Annotated in this window: 21 protein-coding genes; 12 read left to right on the top strand and 9 right to left on the bottom strand. The window is 63.1% G+C overall.

The window, feature by feature from the left end; translation table 11 throughout:
• The first annotated feature begins 10 nt into the window (after positions 1-10).
• The gene (locus CIW50_RS05240; RefSeq protein ID WP_149530144.1) at positions 11-808 is read left to right on the top strand and encodes a hypothetical protein; all 798 of its coding nucleotides are present in this window, start codon (positions 11-13) and stop codon (positions 806-808) included.
• On the opposite strand, the gene mutS is transcribed toward CIW50_RS05240, so the two are convergent.
• Positions 805-3,534, bottom strand: a complete 2,730-nt coding sequence (mutS, locus tag CIW50_RS05235; protein ID WP_149530143.1) for a DNA mismatch repair protein MutS — start codon at positions 3,532-3,534, stop codon at positions 805-807. The genes CIW50_RS05240 and mutS overlap by 4 nt on opposite strands.
• A 232-nt stretch (positions 3,535-3,766) precedes the next feature.
• Between mutS and pcaF the strand changes: the two genes are divergently transcribed.
• Genes pcaF through pcaG form a run of 3 tightly spaced genes read left to right on the top strand, consistent with a single transcriptional unit; the run spans position 3,767 to position 6,317 of the window.
• Positions 3,767-4,975, top strand: a complete 1,209-nt coding sequence (pcaF, locus tag CIW50_RS05230; RefSeq protein ID WP_149530142.1) for a 3-oxoadipyl-CoA thiolase — start codon at positions 3,767-3,769, stop codon at positions 4,973-4,975.
• Positions 4,976-5,034: 59 nt separating this feature from the next.
• On the top strand, positions 5,035-5,739 hold the full coding sequence (gene pcaH, locus CIW50_RS05225; protein ID WP_149530141.1) for a protocatechuate 3,4-dioxygenase subunit beta: 705 nt from the start codon (positions 5,035-5,037) through the stop codon (positions 5,737-5,739).
• Complete coding sequence (pcaG, locus tag CIW50_RS05220; RefSeq protein WP_149530140.1) at positions 5,736-6,317, top strand: protocatechuate 3,4-dioxygenase subunit alpha; 582 nt, start codon at positions 5,736-5,738, stop codon at positions 6,315-6,317. Before pcaH ends, pcaG begins: the two co-directional genes overlap by 4 nt.
• 47 nt (positions 6,318-6,364) lie before the next feature.
• Here pcaG and CIW50_RS05215 read toward each other — a convergent pair whose 3' ends face one another.
• From CIW50_RS05215 to CIW50_RS05200, 4 genes are all read right to left on the bottom strand, one after another.
• Entirely contained in the window at positions 6,365-7,936 is a 1,572-nt protein-coding gene (locus tag CIW50_RS05215) for a DHA2 family efflux MFS transporter permease subunit (RefSeq protein ID WP_149530139.1), read from the bottom strand.
• A gap of 4 nt (positions 7,937-7,940) precedes the next feature.
• The gene (locus CIW50_RS05210) at positions 7,941-9,095 is read right to left on the bottom strand and encodes an HlyD family secretion protein (RefSeq protein ID WP_149530138.1); all 1,155 of its coding nucleotides are present in this window, start codon (positions 9,093-9,095) and stop codon (positions 7,941-7,943) included.
• Complete coding sequence (locus CIW50_RS05205; protein WP_149530137.1) at positions 9,088-9,567, bottom strand: MarR family winged helix-turn-helix transcriptional regulator; 480 nt, start codon at positions 9,565-9,567, stop codon at positions 9,088-9,090. The genes CIW50_RS05210 and CIW50_RS05205 overlap by 8 nt, the downstream gene beginning before the upstream one ends.
• 161 nt (positions 9,568-9,728) lie before the next feature.
• Positions 9,729-10,574, bottom strand: a complete 846-nt coding sequence (locus tag CIW50_RS05200; protein ID WP_246664150.1) for an outer membrane protein — start codon at positions 10,572-10,574, stop codon at positions 9,729-9,731.
• A gap of 257 nt (positions 10,575-10,831) precedes the next feature.
• Between CIW50_RS05200 and CIW50_RS05195 the strand changes: the two genes are divergently transcribed.
• The 4 genes from CIW50_RS05195 (at position 10,832) to ispG (ending at position 14,762) form a co-directional block, all read left to right on the top strand.
• Positions 10,832-11,827, top strand: coding sequence for a helix-turn-helix transcriptional regulator (locus CIW50_RS05195; RefSeq protein WP_149530136.1), 996 nt, complete (start codon positions 10,832-10,834; stop codon positions 11,825-11,827).
• Between the two features lie 158 nt (positions 11,828-11,985).
• Positions 11,986-12,471, top strand: a complete 486-nt coding sequence (locus tag CIW50_RS05190) for a Fur family transcriptional regulator (protein WP_149530434.1) — start codon at positions 11,986-11,988, stop codon at positions 12,469-12,471.
• Between the two features lie 43 nt (positions 12,472-12,514).
• The gene (locus CIW50_RS05185; RefSeq protein ID WP_149530135.1) at positions 12,515-13,429 is read left to right on the top strand and encodes a DMT family transporter; all 915 of its coding nucleotides are present in this window, start codon (positions 12,515-12,517) and stop codon (positions 13,427-13,429) included.
• A 49-nt stretch (positions 13,430-13,478) separates the two neighbouring features.
• Positions 13,479-14,762, top strand: coding sequence for a flavodoxin-dependent (E)-4-hydroxy-3-methylbut-2-enyl-diphosphate synthase (ispG, locus tag CIW50_RS05180; protein ID WP_149530134.1), 1,284 nt, complete (start codon positions 13,479-13,481; stop codon positions 14,760-14,762).
• 68 nt (positions 14,763-14,830) lie between these two features.
• Here ispG and CIW50_RS05175 read toward each other — a convergent pair whose 3' ends face one another.
• The 3 genes from CIW50_RS05175 to CIW50_RS05165 form a co-directional block, all read right to left on the bottom strand.
• Positions 14,831-16,435 (bottom strand): Na+/H+ antiporter, encoded by a 1,605-nt coding sequence (locus CIW50_RS05175; protein ID WP_149530133.1) that lies wholly within the window; start codon positions 16,433-16,435, stop codon positions 14,831-14,833.
• 72 nt (positions 16,436-16,507) lie between these two features.
• Positions 16,508-17,206 carry a DUF1345 domain-containing protein gene (locus CIW50_RS05170; RefSeq protein WP_149530132.1) on the bottom strand — a complete coding sequence of 233 codons (699 nt, stop codon included), beginning with the start codon at positions 17,204-17,206 and terminating at the stop codon, positions 16,508-16,510.
• Between the two features lie 13 nt (positions 17,207-17,219).
• On the bottom strand, positions 17,220-18,146 hold the full coding sequence (locus CIW50_RS05165) for a polyprenyl synthetase family protein (protein ID WP_149530131.1): 927 nt from the start codon (positions 18,144-18,146) through the stop codon (positions 17,220-17,222).
• A 189-nt stretch (positions 18,147-18,335) separates the two neighbouring features.
• On the opposite strand from CIW50_RS05165, the gene mtgA reads away from it, so the two are divergent.
• The 3 genes from mtgA (at position 18,336) to CIW50_RS05150 (ending at position 20,321) form a co-directional block, all read left to right on the top strand.
• Positions 18,336-19,013, top strand: coding sequence for a monofunctional biosynthetic peptidoglycan transglycosylase (mtgA, locus tag CIW50_RS05160; RefSeq protein ID WP_149530130.1), 678 nt, complete (start codon positions 18,336-18,338; stop codon positions 19,011-19,013).
• A 171-nt stretch (positions 19,014-19,184) separates the two neighbouring features.
• The gene (gene rpmF / locus CIW50_RS05155) at positions 19,185-19,370 is read left to right on the top strand and encodes a 50S ribosomal protein L32 (protein WP_068732923.1); all 186 of its coding nucleotides are present in this window, start codon (positions 19,185-19,187) and stop codon (positions 19,368-19,370) included.
• Positions 19,371-19,643: 273 nt separating this feature from the next.
• On the top strand, positions 19,644-20,321 hold the full coding sequence (locus CIW50_RS05150; protein ID WP_149530129.1) for a hypothetical protein: 678 nt from the start codon (positions 19,644-19,646) through the stop codon (positions 20,319-20,321).
• A 53-nt stretch (positions 20,322-20,374) separates the two neighbouring features.
• On the opposite strand, the gene CIW50_RS05145 is transcribed toward CIW50_RS05150, so the two are convergent.
• The gene (locus CIW50_RS05145; protein ID WP_246664149.1) at positions 20,375-20,701 is read right to left on the bottom strand and encodes a hypothetical protein; all 327 of its coding nucleotides are present in this window, start codon (positions 20,699-20,701) and stop codon (positions 20,375-20,377) included.
• 230 nt (positions 20,702-20,931) lie between these two features.
• Here CIW50_RS05145 and CIW50_RS05140 point away from each other — a divergent pair, with 230 nt between their 5' ends.
• Complete coding sequence (locus CIW50_RS05140; protein WP_149530128.1) at positions 20,932-22,662, top strand: bifunctional diguanylate cyclase/phosphodiesterase; 1,731 nt, start codon at positions 20,932-20,934, stop codon at positions 22,660-22,662.
• Positions 22,663-22,694: the final 32 nt, after the last annotated feature.

The raw sequence follows: 22,694 nt of genomic DNA, 5'->3' as shown, positions 1-22,694 counted from the left end.
TCTGGCTGCCATGTCCCCCGAACTTGCCTTCATCCTGACGCTCACTCTGCGCATGGCGATCACCGCCGCCTTCGTAATCACTGCTTCCATCATCACCGAACGCTCCGGCCCGGTGATCGGCGCATTGGTGGCGACGCTACCAATCTCAGCGGGTCCGTCCTACGTTTTTCTCGCCATCGATCACGATGCCGCCTTCATCGCGCAGGGCGCGCTGACGAGCCTGCCGATCAACGCCGTGACAATGTTCTTCGGATTGACATACATCTACCTGGCCCGACGCCATAACGTCGTTGTCAGTCTCGGCACGGCGATGGTGGTGTGGTTCGGCCTTGCCATACTGGTCCGGCAATTCGAATGGTCATTGCTGGGAGGTCTCCTTGCCAATGCGGTGGCCTTCAGCATCTGCCTGCCGCTGATGGCGCGGTTTCGCCACGCGAAGATGCCGCTCATCACACGGCGCTGGTACGACATACTGCTGCGCGCGGCACTGGTGTCCTCGTTGGTCGGCGCAGTCGTCACGCTATCCGCAACCATCGGCCCGGCCGGTAGTGGCATCCTTGCGCTCTATCCCGTGGTGTTCACCAGCCTGTTGCTGATCCTGCATCCGCGCATCGGCGGTCTGCCGACCGCTGCGGTAATGGCCAATGGCGGCTGGGGTCTCATGGGCTTCGGCATCGCCGTCGCTACCCTGCCCTTGACCGCGCCACGCTTCGGCTCGGCGATCGCGCTTAGCGTCGCGCTGGCAACTTGCGTGATGTGGAATCTCGGCCTGTGGTCGCTGGGCCGCAGGAATATTCGCAGCGTTTAGCCTTTGGGTAGCTTGGCCTTCAGCGCATAGAGAGCATCCAGCGCCTCGCGCGGCGACATCTCGTCGGGATGCAGCGCCTTCACCGCATCCATCAGGAGTTCCGCCTCGCTCGGAGGAGCCGCCTCGGCCGGCGCACGCGCGGTGATCGCAAACAGCGGCAAATCATCCATCAGCGCCTTGGCGCTCTGACCACGATCCTGCGCCTCAAGCTTGGCCAGCACCGACTTCGCGCGCGCGATCACGGCCGGCGGCAGGCCCGCGAGTTTGGCCACCTGAATGCCGTAGGAACGATCCGCCGAACCGGGCAGCACCTCGTGCAGGAACACCACGTCGCCGTGCCATTCCTTGACCCGCACCGTGGCATTAAACAGCCGCGGCAGTTTCGCCGACAGCGCCGTGAGCTCGTGATAATGCGTCGCGAACAGCGCACGGCAGCGGTTGCTCTCATGCAGGTGCTCGATCGCCGCCCAGGCAATCGACAGCCCGTCGAAGGTCGCGGTGCCGCGGCCGATTTCGTCGAGGATGACCAGCGCGCGTTCGGTGGCCTGATTGAGGATCACGGCGGTTTCGACCATCTCGACCATGAAGGTCGAACGTCCGCGCGCGAGATCGTCCGCCGCGCCGACGCGCGAAAACAGCCGGTCGACGATGCCGATGCGCGCCCGCGAGGCCGGCACAAAGCTGCCGATCTGCGCCAGCAGTGCGATCAGCGCGTTCTGACGGAGGAAGGTCGATTTACCCGCCATGTTCGGACCGGTGATCAGCCAGATCTGCCCGGATTTTTGCCCCGGCCCCGGCGACAGGTCGCTGGCATTGGCGATGAACGACTGGCCGTCGCGCTTCAGCGCCTGCTCGACGACGGGATGCCGGCCGCCTTCGATGGCAAACAGTAGCGAGTTGTCGACTTCGGGGCGCACATAGTTGTCATCGACCGCCAGCTTCGCCAGCGCCGTAGCGACATCCAGCAGCGCAAAAGCATGCGCCGCTGCTCTGAGATCTTCCGACGCCTCAGCCACCATGCCCGACAGTCGCTCGAAGATTTCCAGCTCAAGACCCAGCGCACGGTCGCCAGCATTGGCGATCTTGGCTTCGATCTCGCCGAGTTCAGACGTCGTGAAACGCACCTGCCCCGCCAGAGTCTGGCGATGGATGAAACTCGCATTCAGCGGCGGCTGCATCAGCTTGTCACCGTGCTGTGCCGTCACCTCGACGAAATAACCGAGCACATTGTTGTGACGGATCTTGAGGCCCTTCACGCCGGTGTCATCGGCATAGCGCGCCTGCATCGCGGCGACCACGAGGCGCGAGGCGTCGCGCAGATTGCGGGTCTCGTCGAGCGCGGCTTCGAAGCCCTCACGCACGAAACCGCCATCGCGCTTCAACAGCGGAAGATCTTCGGCCAGTGCCCGCGCAAATGTCTGGGCGAGTTCGCGCGACGGCCGCTGCAGCGCAGCCATGGCAGCAGAGATATCCGCCGGCAAATTGTCGATGGCACCGAGGCGTGCAAGCACCTGATCGGCCGCAATTACGCCGTCACGCAGGGATGCCAGATCGCGCGGGCCGCCGCGACCGACCGACAGACGCGCCAGCGCACGGGACAGATCCGGCGCGGCGCGCAAGGCGACGCGGAGATCGTCGCGCAAGCCGCTATCGGCTACGAATGTCGTGACCGCATCGAGCCTGCGGCCGATGGCCACGTCATCGGTCAGTGGCGCGGCGAGACGCTGCGCCAGCAGGCGGGAGCCGGCGGCCGTCACGGTGCAATCGATGGCGTCGAGCAGCGAGCCTTTACGCTCGCCGGCCAGCGTCCGTGTCAGTTCGAGATTGGCGCGCGTCGCCGGATCGATCGCCATGGTGGTACCGACCGCCTCGCGGGTCGGCGGCGACAGCGGCACGCGTTTGCCGACCTGAGTGCGCTCCACGTAAGTGACGCAGGCAGCAGCCGCGGTCGCTTCCAGCCGCGACATCGCGCTCAGACCATCCATCGTGGCGACGGCAAAATAGTCGCACAGCCGGCGTTCGGCAGTGGCGCCGTCAAACACATCGCGGGTCAGCGGCGTCACGGCGGATAATTCGCGCAGCAACTGGCTGAGGTCCGGATCGCTGTAGAGCGCGTCCGTGACGATCACTTCGTTCGGATTGATCCGCGCCAGCGTGGCGCCGAGTTCGCCGGTCGCACATTCGGTGACAATGAATTCGGCCGTCGAAATATCGATCCAGGCCAGACCGATGCGATCCGCGCCCGATGAGCCTTTGCTGCGCGCGATCGCCAAAAGATAATTATTGGCGCGGGCGTCGAGCAGATTCTCCTCGGTCAGCGTGCCGGGCGTGACCACGCGCACGACGTCGCGACGGACCACGCTTTTGTTGCCACGCTTGCGCGCCTCGGCGGGATTCTCCATCTGCTCGCACACGGCGACGCGGATGCCGAGCGCGATCAGGCGATGCAGATAGTCGTCGGAGCGCTCTACCGGCACTCCGCACATGGGAATGTCGTTGCCCTGGTACTTGCCGCGCTTGGTCAGCACGATGCCGAGCGCCCGCGAGGCAACTTCCGCGTCCTCGAAGAAAATCTCGTAGAAATCGCCCATCCGATAGAACAGCAGCAGGCCGGGATTGGCGGCCTTTATTTCAAGGTACTGTTCCATCATCGGCGACACCTTCGTGGTGTCTTCCACGCGGGCGGCCGGCTGGTCCGGGGCGGTAATGGCTTGCTGGATTGTCATGGCGGCGGACGCTAGCAAATTTTACCCGGCCGATCCCACCCGCCCTGGTTTCAAATCCCAGTTTTCCCCATTGAGCGATCCAGTTGACAAGTCAACTGCGATTTCATATCCGCAAATGGAGGGACAGGCCTGCCATCTGGTGGGCGCATTTGACCGGGTCAGTGGGGGTTCTTAAAACCACCGCGAAAATCCGGCAATCGAGCGCGGATGCAGTCCCCCAGGGAGAGAATTGATGAGCGATGTCTTCATTTGCGACGCCGTCCGCACCCCCATCGGCCGTTTCGGCGGCTCCCTCGCCAAAGTCCGCGCCGACGACCTCGCCGCCGCCCCCATTAAAGCCCTGATGGACCGCAATCCTGGCGTGGATTGGACTGCCGTCGAGGAAGTCTATTTCGGCTGCGCCAATCAGGCCGGCGAAGACAACCGCAACGTCGCCCGCATGGCAGCGCTGCTGGCCGGCCTCCCCGATTCCGTCCCCGGCGCCACGCTGAACCGTCTCTGTGCCTCCGGCCTCGATGCCGTTGGCGCCGGTGCCCGCGCCATCCGCGCCGGTGAAATCGATTTCGCCATTGCCGGCGGCGTTGAATCCATGACCCGCGCGCCGTTCGTGCAGGGCAAGGCCACCGAAGCCTTCTCCCGCTCGGCGGAAATCTTCGACACCACCATCGGCTGGCGTTTCATCAACCCGCTGATGCGCGAAAAATACGGCGTCGATGCGATGCCTGAGACCGGCGAGAACGTCGCGCAGGATTTCCAGATCTCCCGCGCCGACCAGGACGCTTTCGCGATCCGCTCGCAGCAGAACGCGGGCAAGGCGATCGCTTCGGGCTATTTCGCCGAGGAAATCGTCCCAGTGATGGTGCCCGGCGGCAAGGCCGGCCCGACCGCCGTCGACAAGGACGAGCATCCGCGCCCCGAAACCACACTGGAAGGCCTCGCCAAGCTGCGCCCGATCGTCCGCAAGGATGGCACAGTCACCGCCGGCAACGCCTCGGGCGTCAATGACGGCGCCTGCGCCATGATCCTCGCTTCCGGCGCCGCAGTCGAGAAGCACGGCCTAAAGGCCCGCGCCCGCATTCTGGGCCTCGCCTCGGGCGGCGTCGCGCCGCGCATCATGGGCATCGGCCCCGTACCGGCGACCAAGAAGCTGATGGAACGTCTCGGCCTCAAGATCAGCGACTTCGACCTGATCGAGCTCAACGAGGCCTTCGCGTCACAGGGCATCGCCGTGCTGCGCCAGCTCGGCGTCAAGGAAGATGCTGATTTCGTCAATCCGCACGGCGGCGCGATCGCGCTCGGCCACCCGCTCGGCATGAGCGGTGCCCGCCTCGCGATGACGGCCGTGCACGGCATGGAGAAGCGCGGCGGCAAGCTGGCGCTCGCCACCATGTGCGTCGGCGTCGGTCAGGGCGTCGCCATGGCCATCGAGAAGCTGAACTAAAAAACTACGTCCACAAGCAAGCCGCCGCGGGATCCGCGGCGGCCAAAGGGGAAACCAGCATGACGCTAATCTATCCCGTCGAAAGCAATGCGGCCCACGCGCCGCGGCTGTCACCCGGCTACAAGAGCACCATCAAGCGCGCCCCACAGAAGCCGCTGATCATGATCAAGCAGTCACTGTCGGAACTGACCGGCCCGGCCTATGGCCACGAGACCGTGCGCCCCGGCGATGCCGACCTCACCACCATGCACGCCGGCGAACCGATCGGCGAACGCATCATCGTGCACGGCACCGTGATGGACGAAGATGGTCGCGGCGTGCCGAACACGCTGGTCGAACTGTGGCAGGCCAACGCCTGCGGTCGCTATATCCACGTCGTCGATCAGCACCCCGCCCCGCTCGATCCGAACTTCACTGGCGCAGGCCGCGCCGTGACCGACGCCAAGGGCAACTACAAATTCGTCACCATGAAGCCCGGCGCCTATCCATGGGGCAACCACCACAATGCCTGGCGCCCCGCCCACATCCATTTCTCGGTGTTCGGCCACTCCTTCATCTCGCGTCTGGTGACGCAGATGTATTTCCCGAACGATCCGCTGTTTGCGTTCGACCCGATCTTCAATTCGGTGACCGACGAGAAGGCGCGTCTTCGCATGGTGTCGGATTTCGATCTCGACGCCACCGAGCCCGGCTGGGCGCTCGCCTATCGCTTCAACATTGTGCTGCGCGGCCGCAACGCGACCCCGATGGAGAACAAGTCATGACCGGCATCACGCCATCGCAGACTGTCGGTCCTTTCTTTGCCTACGGCCTGACGCCGAACGGCCAATACGCCTGGAACGACGCCTTTACCAACAACTTGCAGACGTCGGACGTATCCGGTGAAAAGATCCGCATCGAAGGTGCGGTCTATGACGGCGACGGCGCGATCGTGCCGGACGCTATGCTGGAAATCTGGCAGGCCGACGCGCAGGGCCGCTTCGCCGACCCGCAGGATTCCCGCGCCATCCCGAACGCCTCATTCAAGGGCTACGGCCGCTGCGGCACCCATGTGACCGGCGGATACTCGTTCGACACCATCAAGCCCGGTAGCGTCCCCGGCGCCGACGGCAAGCCGCAGGCACCGCACATCCTGTTGTCCGTGTTCGGGCGCGGCATGACCATGCAGTCGACCACGCGTATCTATTTCGACGACGAAGCCGCAACCGCAACGGATGAAGTCGTGAACATCGTGCCGGTCGACCGCCGTGCAACGATCATCGCGAAGAAGACTGCGCCTGGTGTGTATCGTTTCGACATTCACCTGCAGGGCGACAACGAGACGGTGTTCTTCGACGTGTGATGGCGCTACCCACGCGATACAAAAGAGCGGCCCGCGGGCCGCTTTTTTTATTCCATCACCGCCGGATGCTCGTCCGCGCCCGGCTTCGCCGCCTGTGCGCGCAAGGTCGCCTTGGACGAGCCGATAATCAGCGCCATCGGAATCGCGCAGAGCGTCACCAGCATCACCATCTGATAATCCAGCCCGAAGGCGATGATCGTTGCCTGCAGCGTGACGATGGCGTCCATCATGGCGCGACCAGAGTCGGTGGCGAGGTTGATCGCGCTGGTTACATTGGGCATCTGCAGCGCGTTGTTGAACGGTGTGATGTGCTCGACCAGTACCGCATGAGCCATCCGCGTGCCTGACGTCAGCTGCGCGATCACGATGGAAATGCCGATCGAGCTCGCGACATTGCGCAGCAGCGTCAGCATCGAGGTGCCGTCGGTGCGCAGATGATTGGGCAGCGTCAGGAACGCCACCGTGGACAGCGGCACGAAGACGAGACCAAGGCCAAATCCCTGCGCGATCGAGACGATCACGATCTCCGGCACACCGGTCTGGTCGGTCCACATCGAGGTGAAGAACAGCGACACCGACATCAGCGCCATTCCCACCATGATCAGTGTACGCGCCTCGACATATTTCATGATGCGCCCGACCAACATCATCGCCACGAAGGTGCCGGAGCCACGCGTCGCCAGTAATAGACCTGCCGTGAGGATCGGATAGCCGATCACGTTCTGCAGATAGGGCGACGACAGCGCCATGGTCGAATACAGCACCAGCCCCATGACGGCCATGAACACGCAGCCACCTACAAAATTCTTGTCCTTGAAGATCGCGAACTGGATGAACGGCTTCGACGTCGTGAAGGAATGCGCGAAGAAATAATAGAAGCCGATGACCGAGACGATCGCCTCGATGACGATTTCGTTGGATTCGAGCCAACCGAGCTGCTCGCCGCGGTCGAGCCCGAGTTGCATCGCGCCGATACCGATGGCCAGCGCCCCGAAACCGAACCAGTCGAATTTCAGTTCTGCATTGGTCTTGGTCTCGTCCATGAAGGCCAGCAGGCCAAACACCGTGACGATGCCGAAGGGTAGATTGACGAAGAACACCCAGTGCCAGGAATAGGTTTCAGTCAGCCAGGCGCCCAATGAAGGCCCCATGATCGGGCCGAGCATCACGCCCATGCCCCAGATCGACATCGCCTTGGCGCGTTCATGCAGCGCGTAGCTGTCGAGCATCACCGCCTGCGAGAGCGGCACGAGTGCCGCGCCGAACACGCCCTGCAACAGGCGAAAGCCGACCATCTGGTTGATGTCCTGTGCGAGCCCGCACAGCACCGAGGCGACAGTAAAACCCGCCGAACAGACGATGAAAATCTTCTTGCGGCCGAACCGGTTGGCGATCCAGCCCACCGGCGCGGTCATGATCGCCGCGGCGACGATGTAGGAGGTCAGCACCCAGTTGACCTGATCCTGCGACGCCGACAGCGTGCCCTGCATATAAGGCAAGGCCACATTGGCGATGGTGGTGTCGAGCGCTTGCATGATGGTCGCGGTCATGGCGCAGATCGTCACCATGTTCCGGCGAAAGCCGGGGACCGCACTGGGGGATGGCGCCGACGTGCTCATGGGATCAGTCCTGAGCAGCCTTGGCCGACGACAGACCGAGCAGGCCCGCCAGCGACCGATGATGCTTGGTATCGATGGTGGTGTAGGTGCTCATGCCGGCCTTGAGCCGCTTCACGAACGGATCCGCGTAATCGAGATAGATTCGCACCGGTACGCGCTGCACGACCTTGATGAAATTGCCGGTGGCATTCTGCGGCGGCAGGATCGCGAATTGCGCGCCGGTGCCGGGGCTCAGCGAACCGACGGTACCCTTGAAGGCATGGTTCGGAAACGCATCGACGTCGATCTCCACGGTCTGGCCGACGGCGATGTAAGTGAAATCAGATTCCTTCAGATTGGCATCGACCCATGGCCTGTTGTCGTCGATCACCGTGAGGATCGGTGTGCCGGCCATCGCGAAGCGGCCGAGCTGGATGTTATCGACCTGCGTCGCGACACCGGAGATCGGCGCCTTCAGCACGGTGTGGTCGAGATTGCGCTGCGCCTGATCGAGCGCCGACTGCGCCTGCGCGTAAGGCGGAAACTGGGCCAGCGGCAAGTCGGGATTGCCGAGCAACTGGTTCATCGAGGTCGCGAGCTGCTGCTTCAGGAGTTCGAGCTGTGCTTTCGCAGTCACCGCTGCGGTCGCCGCATTATCGAGATCGAGTTGCGAGCCGAAGTTGCTCTTGACCAGCGTCGACTTGCGTTCGACGTCGCGCTGTTTGAAGTCGACGCCCTGCTGCGCCAGATCCTGCATCTGGCCGTAGATCTTCACGTTGCTGACGAGATTGTCGTAGGTGGTCTTTGCCTGGGCCAGCTTGGCCCTGGCATCGTCGAGCGCCAACCGGAACGGGACCGGATCGATCTCGAACAGCACATCGCCTTCCCTCACGTGCTGACCTTCACGTACGACGACCTTGTCGACCTTGCCGGAGATGTCCGGTGTGATCAGCACCTTCTGCGCGCCGACATAGGCATCGTCGGTGCCGACATAGCGACCGCCCGACAGATAGAAGGCGATGCCGCCGACAAGAACGATGGCCGGCAGTACGACCAACAGCAGCGTTCGCCGATAGCGCTTTAGAAATCCTGTCAGACCCTGACGCTGCGTCGTCGCGGCGCCATCGGATCCGCCCTCGGGCGCATCCTTGTCGGGAAATTTCAGCACGGGCTCAGCCATAGACTTGTTCCTTGGTCTTTGTGGCTGCGGGGTTCAGCGCAGCGCGGATATTGTCTTTGATGGTTTCGAGATGCGCGACCAGCTGGTGCATGTCGGCCTCGCTCACGCCCTCGAACGCGACCTGCATCAGGTTGCCGCGTAGCACCGCCAGCTTTGCCGTCAGCGGGCGCGCGGCCTCGGTGAGATAGAGGCGCTTGATGCGGCGGTCGGTGTCGTCATTGCGGCGTTCGATCAGGCCACTGTCGCAGAGCTTGTCGATCAGTCGCGTCAGGCTGATCGGCGCCATTTCCATGGCGTCGGCGAGATCGGTCTGTTTTTGCCCCTCATTGCGCTCGACCTTGGCAAGCACTGCCCATTGGGCGCGGGTCATGCCGAACTGGCGCGCTTCCTTGTCGGCCAGCAGCCGCAACATGCGCTGGGTCTCGAACAAAGCGGACAGGAAATCGGTGCCGGTGTCAGGCTGGCAGGACATTGATGCGCTCCGTAAACTTAGCTTATTGTAAGCAAGCTTATGAATAACGCATCGCTGGACGATACGACGCAGCCCCGCGACTAGCGCATGGCTGGATCTTCCGACAGCAAAAAGCCCGGCTCGAAGGCCGGGCTTGAAGTTTTCGGGAGCGATCGAAAGGATCAGTATTTGGCCACGACGGCCGGGCTGAATGCGTAATTGATGCCTGCGCGGAAGATATGGTCGTGGAAAGCGACCGAGGTCTGGTTGGCGGTGCCTCCGAAATAGGTTGCCGAGCCGAGGTCGAGATACAGATATTCCAGTTTGGCCGACCAGTTGGTGCCGAACTTCTTTTCCAGACCGGCGCCCAGGGTCCAGCCGACTCGGGTCTGCGATTCCGACAACAGCGTGCCGGGAATGGTCACGGCGGCGCCAGCAGGCGTCGTACCTGCAGAGCCCGGCCCGAAGATCTGGCCCGTCACTGTCGTCTGGGTGGAATACTTGACCTCGCCGACAGCGAGACCGCCGGTGCCGTAAAGCAGCAGGTCCGGCGTTGCCAGCAGGCCGACCCGCCCGCGGAAGGTCGCAAACCACGGGAAGCTCCACGAGCTGGTGGCCGACGTCTGCGTCAACAGATTGAAGTCACCACCGGGCAAGGTGGTCCGGAGCGAACTCACCGGCGACGTGGCGCTGCCTCGTTCACCGGTCCCCTGGATGTCGGCTTCGAGACCGACGACCCATGTGCGGTCGAGCTGCCAGTTGTAGCCGATCTGGCCGCCACCGAGGCCACCATTGACGTCCTGCTTGACCGGCGACGCAAAGGCGGTGCCTGGCAGGAAAGTGGCGTCGCCCTTGCCCCAGCTATAGCCGCCATTGAGGCCGACATAGAAGCCGGTCCAGTTGACGCCGGGGTCCACCAGAACCGGCGCCTTGGTGTACATGCGGGGCGACAGATCGGCGGCGCCCGCTGTGGACGAAAGCGCCATGATGGCGAGGCCTGCAGCGGCCAATACGGTGCGTTTCACCATCAGTCTCCTCAACAACAGATCGACAAAGGCAGGCCGAAGGCCCTGCTTCGATGATGTGTAGTTGAATAAGACATCCGCGACTTGGAACGGACGCGACGCGGCAGGACTGGGCGAGACAGCCACGGCAATTCGTTTGACTTGTTGCGTTCAGGCCACATGGCGCATCGCGAACTATCAAAGACAGAAATACCAGAAAACGCGCTGGCGGCGATCATTATGAACGTGATCCGGCACTGGCACGACCAAGATATAGTTCAATGCTTGCAGGACTGATCCTCGTGACTTCAAGGCCCGGTCCCGAAATGCCCGATTCGTTCATCGCGACTGCTTCTGAAAATCTGCCGGCGCCGCAGCTACAATTCGGGCGTCTGACATTCAATGTCGACTCCTCTCTTCCGACGGACGCCCCGTTTTCGCCCAGTGCTGCATTTCGCAGGTTGCCGGGCACCATCGTCTTTATTGGCGCGGGATTTCCTGCGGATAGCCACATGCCGGATGGCACTATCGCATCACCTGCCGACGACGTTGTCTTTGCGGCTGTTTTGAAGGGCTCCGCTCGCGCATCGCAGCATGGTCGCGAAGAGATTATCGAGCAGGACCATGCGGTCTTGATGACAACCAGGGACGTCGGTTGGCATACGTCATCTCGTGGGACGCAGCATCTGATCGTTCAGGTCGACCGTGCCGCGCTGGCGATCAAGCTGGCGAATCTCAGCACCTGGCTCATGCGACCTGTCCTTCTGGAGGCTCAGACGTTGCGGCTCTTGATGGCGCATTGTCAGGCAGCGATCGACCTCGACGGGTCCGCCCCACCCCATCTTCAGCACCATGTCATAGCCGATCTGTGTAGCCTGATCGCACTTCTGACAATCGGTTGGGAGGACCACCCCGAGACATCTCCACCTTCCAGTACCCGCATGCTGCGCTTGCACGCGATCAAGACAAGTATCGAAGCAGGCCTCGGAAATCACTGCCTCTCAGCCGAAACGCTGGCGGCGGCTCAGCAGATATCTCCCGACTATGTCCGCAAGCTGTTTCGCGAACACGACCTGAGCCTGTCGGAATATTTGCTCGAGAGGCGTTTGGCTTTTGCTCATGCACTCTTGCTCGACCCGCTTCGCGCCAATGAGCGAATCGGGAAGATCGCCGACGAGGCCGGCTTCAATGATTTGTCTTATTTCAACCGGACGTTCCGGCGCCGATATGCCACCTCGCCATCGGATTTGCGCCGGGAGCGCAAAAGCTCCACCTGATCCGGCTCTGTATCGCCCATTCAACCTTTGCAATCGCCCGGCTGTCCCCCATCTGCAGGGGGCGCTTGTCGTTTGGCAGCGCTGGATCTGGTGTAAGACTGGGGCCTAGCGCCAAAAAGACGGGCACAATCACACCTAACGGGTTAAACTACCTCCATATGGCAGTTCCGAAACCAACTTTCCCGGCTCCGGGCCACGATCACGACCGCTGTACGGCGGACGCGATGCATCATGCCGAGCATGTCTGTGCGGCCCGGTCGCAAAAGCTGACCCCGATCCGCCGGCAGGTGCTTGAAGCGCTGCTCGCAAGCCATCGGCCGCTTGGGGCCTACGAAATCATCGATGAGCTTGCCAAGACCATTTCGCGGCCGGCACCCATCACCGTGTATCGCGCACTTGATTTTCTGATGGAGAACAGCCTCGTTCACCGCATCGAGAGCCGCAACGCGTTCCTGGCCTGCGCGCACGACCACGGCACAGCCTCGATGGTCGCGTTCCTGATCTGCGACCAATGCGGGTCGGTCGGCGAGGTACCCGCCACGAAAGTTGCGCAGAGCCTGAACGATGCCGCACGGACGACTGGCTTCGTCCCGAAACTGTCTGTTGTCGAAATCACCGGAACCTGCGCGCACTGTCAGGCGTGACGATCCCATAACAACACGGCGATCAAGCCGGGCCCGAGGCTTCATGTCTGCAGAAACCATCATCAGCCCACCCGGCGGACGCGCACTCACCGCCGGCGCCATCGCCCTCGTGCTGATGCTGTGCCTGACCTGGGGCTTCAACCAGATCGCCATCAAGCTGGTGCTGCACGATATCCCGCCTTACACGCAGGCGATGCTGCGCTCGGCCGGCGCGCTGCTGGTCATCCTGGCCATTGCGCGCGTGCGTGGCGTCAAGCTGTTCGAGCGTGACGGCACGCTGAAGGCAGGCCTGTTCGCCGGCGTGCTGTTCGGCATCGAATTCGTGCTGATCTTTCACGGCCTGCAATTCACCACCGCGAGCCGCGCAGCGGTTTTCCTCTACACGATGCCGTTTTTCGTCGCCTTCGGCGCCTATCAGTTTCTGGGAGAACGTCTGCGCCCGATACAATGGGCCGGACTCGCCGTGAGCTTCGCCGGCGTCGCCGTGGCCATCGGCGTCCCGCAACCCGATGTCACCACCGACGTCCTGATCGGGGATCTGATGATCGTGGCCGGGGCCGGCCTGTGGGCTGCGACCACGCTGGTGGTCAAGATGACCCCGCTCCTCTACGTCCCACCTGAGAAGGCATTAGGCTACCAGGTGGGGCTTTCGGTCCCGATTCTGGGTCTGGCCGCGCTGCTGGCCGGTGAGACCATGACCCGGGTTCCCGGCCCTCTGGCGCTGTCCCTGCTCTCTTTTCAGGCCTTTTGGGTGGTCGGATTCACGTTTTTGCTGTGGTTCGGGCTGATCAAGACCTATTCGGCCAGCAAATTGTCGGCTTTTACCTTCATCACCCCTTTGTTTGGCGTCGCGGCGGGCTATCTCATCATGGGCGACCATCTGACGCCCGCCTTTGGCGTCGCCGCGCTATTGGTCATCGCGGGACTAATTCTCGTTAACCGACCGGCCAAGGCCTAGGCCACTGATCCATTGCTGGATGTCATCTAAATCTGATATTCGAGACCCCATGAACAAGTTTGAAAATCCGTCTGATATCGCCGGTCCGGCGCCCCGCCACCTCACCACCCAGGTCATGGTTGGCAACGTCGCCGTTGGCGGCGGCGCGCCGATTGTCGTGCAGTCGATGACCAACACCGACACCGCCGACATCCAGGGCACCATTGAGCAGGTCGCAGCGCTGTCGCGCGCGGGCTCGGAAATGGTCCGCATCACGGTCGACCGCGACGAGGCGGCAGCCGCCGTTCCGCATATTCGTGAGGCGCTGGACAAGCAGGGCATCACGACGCCTCTGATCGGCGACTTCCACTATATCGGCCACAAACTGCTTGCTGAATTCCCGGCCTGCGCCGCGGCGCTCGACAAATACCGCATCAATCCGGGCAATGTCGGCTTCAAGAACAAGCGCGACAGCCAGTTCGCCGACATCATCGAGATCGCCAACAAGAACAACAAGGCCGTCCGCATCGGCGCCAACTGGGGTTCGCTCGATCAGGAGCTGCTCACCAAGCTGATGGACGAGAACGCGCTGTCGGCGCAGCCAAAGGATGTTCGTGCGGTGACGCGCGAGGCCATGGTGCAGTCGGCATTGCTCTCGGCCGCGCGTGCGCAAGAACTCGGCATGCCGAAGAACAAGATGATCCTGTCCGCCAAGGTTTCGGCGGTGCAGGACCTCATCGCGGTGTATCAGACGCTGGCTTCGCGCTCCGACTATGCGATCCATCTGGGTCTGACCGAAGCCGGCATGGGCTCGAAGGGCATTGTTGCCTCCTCGGCCGCGCTCGGCATCCTGCTGCAGCAGGGCATCGGCGACACCATCCGCATTTCGCTCACCCCCGAGCCCGGCGGCGATCGCACGGTTGAAGTTCAGGTTGCGCAGGAGCTGCTGCAGACCATGGGCTTCCGCACTTTCGTGCCGCTGGTTGCGGCATGCCCGGGTTGCGGCCGCACCACCTCGACCACGTTCCAGGAACTGGCACGTTCGATCCAGGACTTCATCCGCGACTCGATGCCGGGCTGGAAGACGCAGTATCCGGGCGTTGAGAACCTCAACGTTGCGGTCATGGGCTGCATCGTCAACGGCCCCGGCGAATCCAAGCACGCCAATATCGGCATCTCGCTGCCCGGCACCGGCGAAAGCCCGGCCGCACCAGTGTTTGTCGACGGCGAGAAATTCCGCACGCTGCGCGGCCCCAGCATTGCGGCCGACTTCAAGGCACTGGTGATCGACTATATCGACCAGCGCTACGGCGCCAACGCCAAGGCGCCGGAAGTGGTGACTGCTGCGGAGTAAGTCTCCGCTCACGCAGATTTCGAATTGAACGGCCGGGCATTGTCCCGGCCGTTTTCGTTTCATCGCTTTTACAGCGGAATCCGCCGAAACTCGCGATTGGTCAGCCCGGCTTCTTCCAGATCCAGATCGCGCTCGATCCGCCGCCGGCTTTCGTCGGTGATCTTGCCGTCGCGCAATTGCGTGTGGATGAACTTGCGCTCGGCCTTGATGAGTTCGCGCACCAGATCGATCCCCACCGCCGAGACGTCGACCTCGGGATCGAGCTCGCCCGGCAACTGGTTCGACCGGCTTTCATGACGCGCGCGCAGCAGTTTCACGACTTCGTCGGAGAGCTCACGGTCGTCGGTCATGGCATCGAGCCGCGCCAGTGCTGTAGCCAGCGCCTCACGGCGTGTCGCGAGTTCGGCCTCGTGTTCGGCGATATATTCCGCGCGGCCGATCCTGGTGACGCCGAGCCACTTCACCACAATCGGCAGGCACAGGCCGAAGCCGACCAGCGTGATGAGAATGATGTTGAAGGAGACGAACAGGATCAGGTCGCGCGCCGGGAACGCGTCGTTCGAGACCATCGTGAACGGCAGCGCTAGCGCGGCGGCCAGCGACACCGCGCCGCGCACGCCGGTGAAGGCGATAACGAAGGTCCATTGCCAGTTCGGAGCCGGATCGCGTTTGCGTAGATCCGCGCTCAGCCAGCGCGGCACATAGACCGCGGCATAGACCCAGACAAAACGCGCCACGACGATCACGACGGTGACCAGCGCCGTGGCCAGCATGATGTCGGCGAATGGAAAGGCTTTCGACTTTTCGACGAGCGCCCGCATCTGGAAGCCGGTCAACAGGAACAGCAGGCCCTCGACCAAATAGATCACCAAATCCCAGAAGAAGATGCCCTGCAGGCGCGTCGCCGCCGAGATCAGCAGCGGACCGTTCCAGGAGATGTAGAGGCCGCAGGCGACGGTGGCGATGATGCCGGAGCCACCGAAATGTTCGGGGATCAGATAAGCGACATAGGGCGTCAGCAGCGACAGCGTGATCTCGACCTGAGGATCGCGCGCACGGTGACGCATGCGCAGGCTGAGCCAACCGATGGCAAGGCCGAAGACGAGTTCGCAGGCGAGAATGGCGACGAAGGTGCCCGCCGCCTTTGACATCGAGAACGCTCCCGTGGTGATCGCCACCACCGCGAAGCGATACAGGATCAGCGTCGTCGCATCATTAGCGAGACCCTCGCCTTCCAGCACCACCAGAATCCGACGCGGCAGGCCAATTTTTCGCGCAATCGCGAGCGGCGCCACCACATCCGGCGGTGCGACGATGGCGCCGAGCAGGAAGCCGACCGACCATGGCAGGCCGATCAGGACATGCGTCGCGGTGGCAACCAGGCACGCCGTAAAGATCACGCAGCCGACAGCGAGCAACGTGATGATGCGCAGATTGGCGCGGAATTCGCGCCAGCTCATGGCGACGGCGGCCGAATAGATCAGCGGCGGCAGCACGCCGAGCAGCACCACATCGGGCGGCAGCTCGATCGATGGCATGCCCGGCACGAAGGCCAGCGCAATGCCGGCCAGCAGCAGCAGGATCGCCGGAGCGATGCTGATACGCTTCGCCATCCACGCCGTGCCTGCGAGGGCTGCGATCAGGACCAGGAAAATTTGAAACTTGGCTTCCACGCGGGCGGCATCCTCGATGGGTCTAATTTGCCCGGCGCAGCGGCAAGGTCAATGCGGGCGCATGCTGAACTATCAGATCGCGCTTGCCGCGATATTGACCATCAACGCCACCAGCGCAGTGTTGAAGATGAAGGAAACGATGCCGTGGGCCGTGGCGGTGCGGCGAATGGACTTCACGGTGATGCCGACGTCGGAGACCTGCGCGGTCATGCCGATGACGAAGGAGAAATACACGAAGTCCCAATAGTCGGGCTGTTCCTTCGTGTCGTCATCGCCAGACGGAAATGCCAGCCCGCCGGGTTTGGCTCCGCGATAGAACTGATGGGCATAATGCAGCGAGAAGGTCGTGTGCACGGCGGCCCATGACGAGGCGATGGTGACGATGGCCAGCGTCAATTCCCAGGCCGTGCGATGGCCCTCGCCGAGTTCGAACACAATGGCCGCGATGCTGGCGAAGGCACCCAGGGCTGCCACCAGCAGGATGATGAAACTGCCATCGTCCTGCAAGGCGGCGTTGCGGCGAATGTGTTTCTGGCCGCCACTGCGCAACATCATGCCGTAGACCAGCACGAGATAGAACGCGATGAACACGTCCCAGCCGATCAGCAGGCGCGTCACCAATCGCAGCGAGGATGGCAGAATGAAGAACGCGATGACGCCGATCAGAAGCGCCAGAAACGTGCGCGGCCGCCCGTAAACAACGCGGATCGGCGCCGGCATCTTGCGAAAACGGACAAGGAGCTCATCGAGATCCTTGCCCGTCTCCGACATGATAAGGACTTCCTTAGTTCTTGCGCTCGGCCACGAAGCGCGCGGCAGCGCGCAGCACGTCGCCCTTGTTGCCGAAGATCGACAGCGAGGCGTCGGCGGTGGCGATCAGGTCGGCGACGCGCTTCTTGGCACCGTCGACGCCGAGCTGGGTGACGAAGGTGGTCTTGTTGAGCGCGGCGTCTGCACCGGCGGGCTTGCCGAGCGTCGCCGCATCAGCTTCGACGTCCAGCAGGTCGTCGGCGATCTGGAACGCTTCGCCGAGCGCGCGGCCGTAATCGTCGAGCGCCTTGTATTCCTTTTGCGTGGCCTCGCCGAGCAGCGCGCCGGCGATGACGCCGTAGCGCAGCAGCGCACCGGTCTTCATCTGCTGGACACGCGCGACGTCGACAGGCCCCTTGTCGCCGAAGCGGCCTTCGCCGGCGAGATCGAGCATCTGGCCGCCGACCATGCCGCCCAAACCGGCACAGCGCGCCAGCGCGCGGGTCAGCAGCAGCCGTACCGTCGCATCGGAATGAACCTCATCGCGGGTGATGATGTCGAAGGCCAGCGTCAGCAGCGCGTCGCCGGCCAAAATCGCGGTGGCATCGTCGGTGGCCTTGTGCAGGGTTGGACGGCCGCGACGCAGGTCGCTGTTGTCCATCGCCGGCAGATCGTCATGGATCAGCGAATAGCAGTGGATGCATTCGAGGGCTGCGCCGACCAGAAGGGCCTGGTCGCGATGCACGCCGAACACCGCGGCGCTCTCCACCACCAGGAACGGACGCAAACGCTTGCCGCCGCCGAGCGAGGAGTAACGCATCGCATCCATCAGCCGCTTCGGCCGGGCGATTTCATCGGGCAGCACGCCATCGCCGAGCACACGGGTCAGTACGGCTTCAGTATCGTCCGCGGTCTGGTCCAGGCGCGAGGCAAAATCTTTGGTGGAAGCACCGGTCGACATTAAGAATAGCTCCAGAACAATTTGGCCGGACAATCCTCTATGGCAAAGGCCACGTCAATTGCGCCTGCGGCGTCCCGCCGCGATTGGTCGCGGCAAGCTTAACCGGCTTGAAAAGCAGCCTTGCTGTCTTGAAAGATATCTGGAAACCCCGCTCTATCAGCGGCATAGCTCCGACCGGGAACGCCCGTCTTGCGCCTTATCCGCCGCCTCATCCTGATCGGGATTCTGCTCCTCGCGCTGCCCTATCTGCTGACGCCGCTTTATGCCGTCGGCCAGCCGATTTCGGCGCTGATGGCCTGGCGCTGGATCACCGGTTCCCCCGTGGTGCGGATCTGGGTCGATCTCAAGACCATGTCGCCTGCCCTGCCCCGCAGCGTGGTCGCGTCCGAAGACGCCAAATTCTGCAGCCATCGCGGCATCGACTGGGATTCCCTGCAGAACGCCATCGAGGATGCCCAGGATGGCGAGGTCTCCGGCGGCGGTTCCACCATCACCCAGCAGGTGGCGAAGAACCTGTTTCTGTGGCCGGGCCGCAGCGTGGTCCGCAAGGGCCTCGAAATCCCGCTGGCCATGTGGGTCGATCTGGTGCTGACCAAGCAGCGGATCCTGGAAATCTACCTGAATATCGCCGAAATGGGCCCGTCCGGGCAATTTGGCGCCCAGGCCGGCGCCCAATATGCTTTCAACCGGCCGGCCTCAGGCCTGTCGGCCCGGGAAGCCGCGCTTCTCGCGGCGATCCTGCCCAATCCGGTGACCCGGAGCGCCCGGACGCCGGGACCGGGGGTGCGGCGTTTGGCGGGAACCTATATGGTACGGGCGCAGGCGGCGGAGCTGCAACGCTGCTGGCTGGACAACCGCGGTTCTTGAGGCTTTTGCGGCCAATATCGCGCAAAATTCTCGAACACCCGCCCTAGCCATGTCGTCGTCATTCCGTTATAAGCCGGCCCTTATCAGCGATTTTGCCCGCGCGATCCGTGCTGGCCGCCTGTCACCGGGCGCCGATCGAAACCATCTGCCAAAGAATCAAGGATCTTTCCTATGGCCGTTCCGAGAAGAAAAACATCGCCGTCGCGGCGTGGCATGCGTCGTTCGGCTGACGCGCTCAAGACCCCGACTTATGTCGAGGACAAGGACTCCGGCGAACTGCGCCGTCCGCACCACCTCGACCTGAAGACCGGCATGTACAAGGGTCGCCAGGTTCTGAAGGTGAAGAAAGAATCCTGATCCCTGGATGGAGCGCAGCGCCACGTCAGGTGGCGCCGCCTTCGCTCATCCACGGAAGGTCCGGATCAAGCGGGTCGAAGCGCCAACGGGTCATCGAGAAAGCTGTTCAGACAATAATTCTGAACTGGTCTTCCGCCCGAATTCGCTCCAACTCTGGAGCTAATGCGTTGTCCCGGTGATGCCATGGCGTCACCTCGGTGATGTCGTCACTTCGGTGACGTCTTGCATCGCCAACATACGTTCTGGTTCTCTCGCTCGCAAAGAAGGCCTTCGATGGCGTCGATCGGTTTCCCGCTGCTGCTGATCCCAGTAGCGATCTGCAACATCATCGCCTTCCTGATGCCCGACCTCGCGCTGTCGGGCCCGATCCCCCTCTTCCCGATCACGCTGATGTCCAAGGACATCTGGATGGTGACGCTCAACGACCTGCTCGTTGCGCTCAGCATTCTCTTGTTGTGGCTCGAAGTGATGCGCGCTGCGCGCCCGGCGCCGAAATATTTCACCGACCATTTCCTGTCGCTGCTGGTGTTCGGCGCTGCCGCCGCCGAGTTCGTGATGCTGCCGAAATTCGGCAACGCCACCTTCTTCCTGATCACGCTGACGGCGATGGTGGATTTCCTCGCGGGTATCTCGCTCCGCGCCCGCCGTCCGCGCCGCGTCGCGGCTCCGGTCTATGCGCCCGAGCCGGTGCGCGCCGAGCCAGCCCCACGTCATGAACCGGTACCGTCGCCGGTCGCACCGACGCCGCCCGCTCCCGTCCCAGCCGCGACATCAGTCGCCGAAGCCGTGCTGACCGATCGTCCAGAGCCCAGGATGGAATCGAGGATCGAGCCGAAGCTCGAAGCAACTCCGGTCCCACCGGAAGTCGTGGCGCATACGTCACCGCAGATTCAGTCGCCGGATTTGCAGCCGGGCGGCGTTGCGTCGCCTGACGACAAGCCGAAGACGTAAGCGGTCTTATCCCTCCCCACTGCGCGCAGCTTCGCTGCGCTTGGGGAGAAAAGTCAGATCACGCGCTGCGTCCGGCCGCTCGCCGATCCCGCAACATACATATTTGCCACTGACCGGTAAGCCGCCTCGACATCGGCCACATCCGCGCGGCGCAATGTGCGGGTTTGCGGCGCCTGTTCGGCCGTCGCGATCAGATGCGCGATGAAGGCAGCGTCGGGCCGTGCCGTGCGCGACGACACCGGCGCACTGCGTTGCACCGGCTCGGTCCGCGTCAGCGCGACCGTGTCCACGACATCCGCATTTTTCTCGACCACGAAATCGCCGGCGCGCCGCATCGGATGCGGCGTCGTGGCGTAAGCTCGGATCGCGGAAATCGACATCGTTAACAGCGCTCGCGTCTCAATTCGGGACGAGGGTTGCCCCTCCACCCTCTGCGTCGCAAGGGTCGTGCCGCGGCTCTCCACAACTCAGATCGGGGCCTCATCAGGTCTGCGAAGGCCTGCCCGGCTACACTTTCTTAAGTCTTTAGGAACTTTGACTAACGATTGTGGCGATCTGAGCCGTATTGTTGGGGGCGAATCACCCGACGGCGTCCCAAAACGAGGCGACTTTGACATCCGCTGTTTCCCAGAGCGCCGGTTCTTCCCCGAAGGACTCCTCCGCTTCCGAGCCGCAGGCGGCAGAGATTCTGGCCGCACTCGGCCAGGCCGCCTTCATCTGGGACATCGCCAGCGACCGGATCACCTGGAGCAATCAGGCGAGCGCGATCTTCACCGACATTCCCGCCGCGACCATCGCCAGCGGCGCCGAGCTGGCGACTCTCATTGAGCCTCAGCGCGGCATTCGCACCGAGGCACTGTCCAAGGCACTCGCTTCCGGCGGCGGCACCTACCGCATCGAATACGGACTACGCGCCTCGACCACCGCCACCGTGCTGTGGATCGAGGAAAGCGGCAACTGCCGTGCCGATGCCGCCGGCAAGGCAGTACGTGTCGAAGGCGTCGTCCGCATCGACAGCGAACGCCATGCCCGCGACGAGCAACTGCTGAAACTGGCGCAGAACGATCCCGTCACCGGCGAACTCAACCGCGCGCATCTTCTGGCATCGCTTGCCGAAGCCATCGAGGAAGCGACGCGCTTCCGCTCGTCCTTTGCCTTCATGCTGATCGGCATCGATCATCTGGCGCGGATCAACGACGCCTTCGGCTTCGATATCGCCGACGAGGTGATCGTCGAGATCGCCAGGCGGATTCGTGCGCGGCTGCGCGGCGGCGACGTGATGGGCCGCTTCTCCGGTAACAAGTTCGGCCTGGTCCTGAAGAACTGCACGGTCGACGATGCCACGATCGCCGCCGAGCGCTTCCTGGCCGGCATCCGCGACGAGGTGATTCCGACGCAGTCGGGCCCGGTGTCGGTGACCGCCACCATCGGCGCAGTCAGCGTTCCCCGCTATGCGCAGAACGTCAACGAAGCCGTCAACCGCGCACAGGAAACCCTCAACGGCGCCAAGCGCCGCCGCCACGGCAGCTTTGCCATGTGGCGGCCGAATGTGGAGCGCGATGCGCAGCGCCGGGTCAATATCCGCGTCACCGACGAGATTGTTACCGCGCTGAACGAGCGCCGCATCGTCACGGCCTTCGAGCCCGTGATGCATGCCGACAGCCGCACCCCCGCTTTCTACGAAGCGCTGGTGCGCATGAAGCAGGATGACGGTCAATTGCTGCTGGCGCCGGATATCGTGCCGGTCGCCGAGAAACTGGGGCTGATCCGGCTGGTCGATCACCGTGTGCTCGAACTCGTCGTTGCCGAGCTCGCCGCCGCACCGGATGTGCAGCTCTCGCTGAACATCTCGCCGGATACCACGATGGATCCGGACTGGTGGACCTCCATCGAGTCGATGATGGCGGCGCATCCCGGCGTCGCGCAGCGGCTGATCGTCGAGATCACCGAGACCGTCGCCATCCAGGACCTCGACGATGTCCGCGGCTTTGTCACGCGGCTGAAGAATTTCGGCAGCCGCATCGCCATCGATGACTTCGGCGCCGGCTATACGTCGTTCCGCAACCTGCGCAAGCTCGGCGTGGACATCGTCAAGATCGATGGCGCCTTCGTGCAGAATATCGCGCATTCCGCCGACGACCGCGCCTTCGTGCAAACCCTGATCGACCTGTGCCACCGGCTCGGCATCAAGACCGTCGCCGAATGGGTGCAGGACGAGGCCTCTGCCGTGATGCTGCGCGACTGGGGCTGCGACTACATCCAGGGCCGCTTCACCGGCCTCGCATCATCCGCACGTCCGTGGCTGGACCCGGCATCGCTGCCGAAGCCGGCGGTGGGATAGTTCACGCGTCATTCCGGGGCGAACGCAGCGTT

Source organism: Tardiphaga sp. P9-11 (assembly GCF_008329525.1).
Lineage (GTDB): Bacteria > Pseudomonadota > Alphaproteobacteria > Rhizobiales > Xanthobacteraceae > Tardiphaga.
This window is presented reverse-complemented; position numbering and strand designations above follow the sequence as displayed.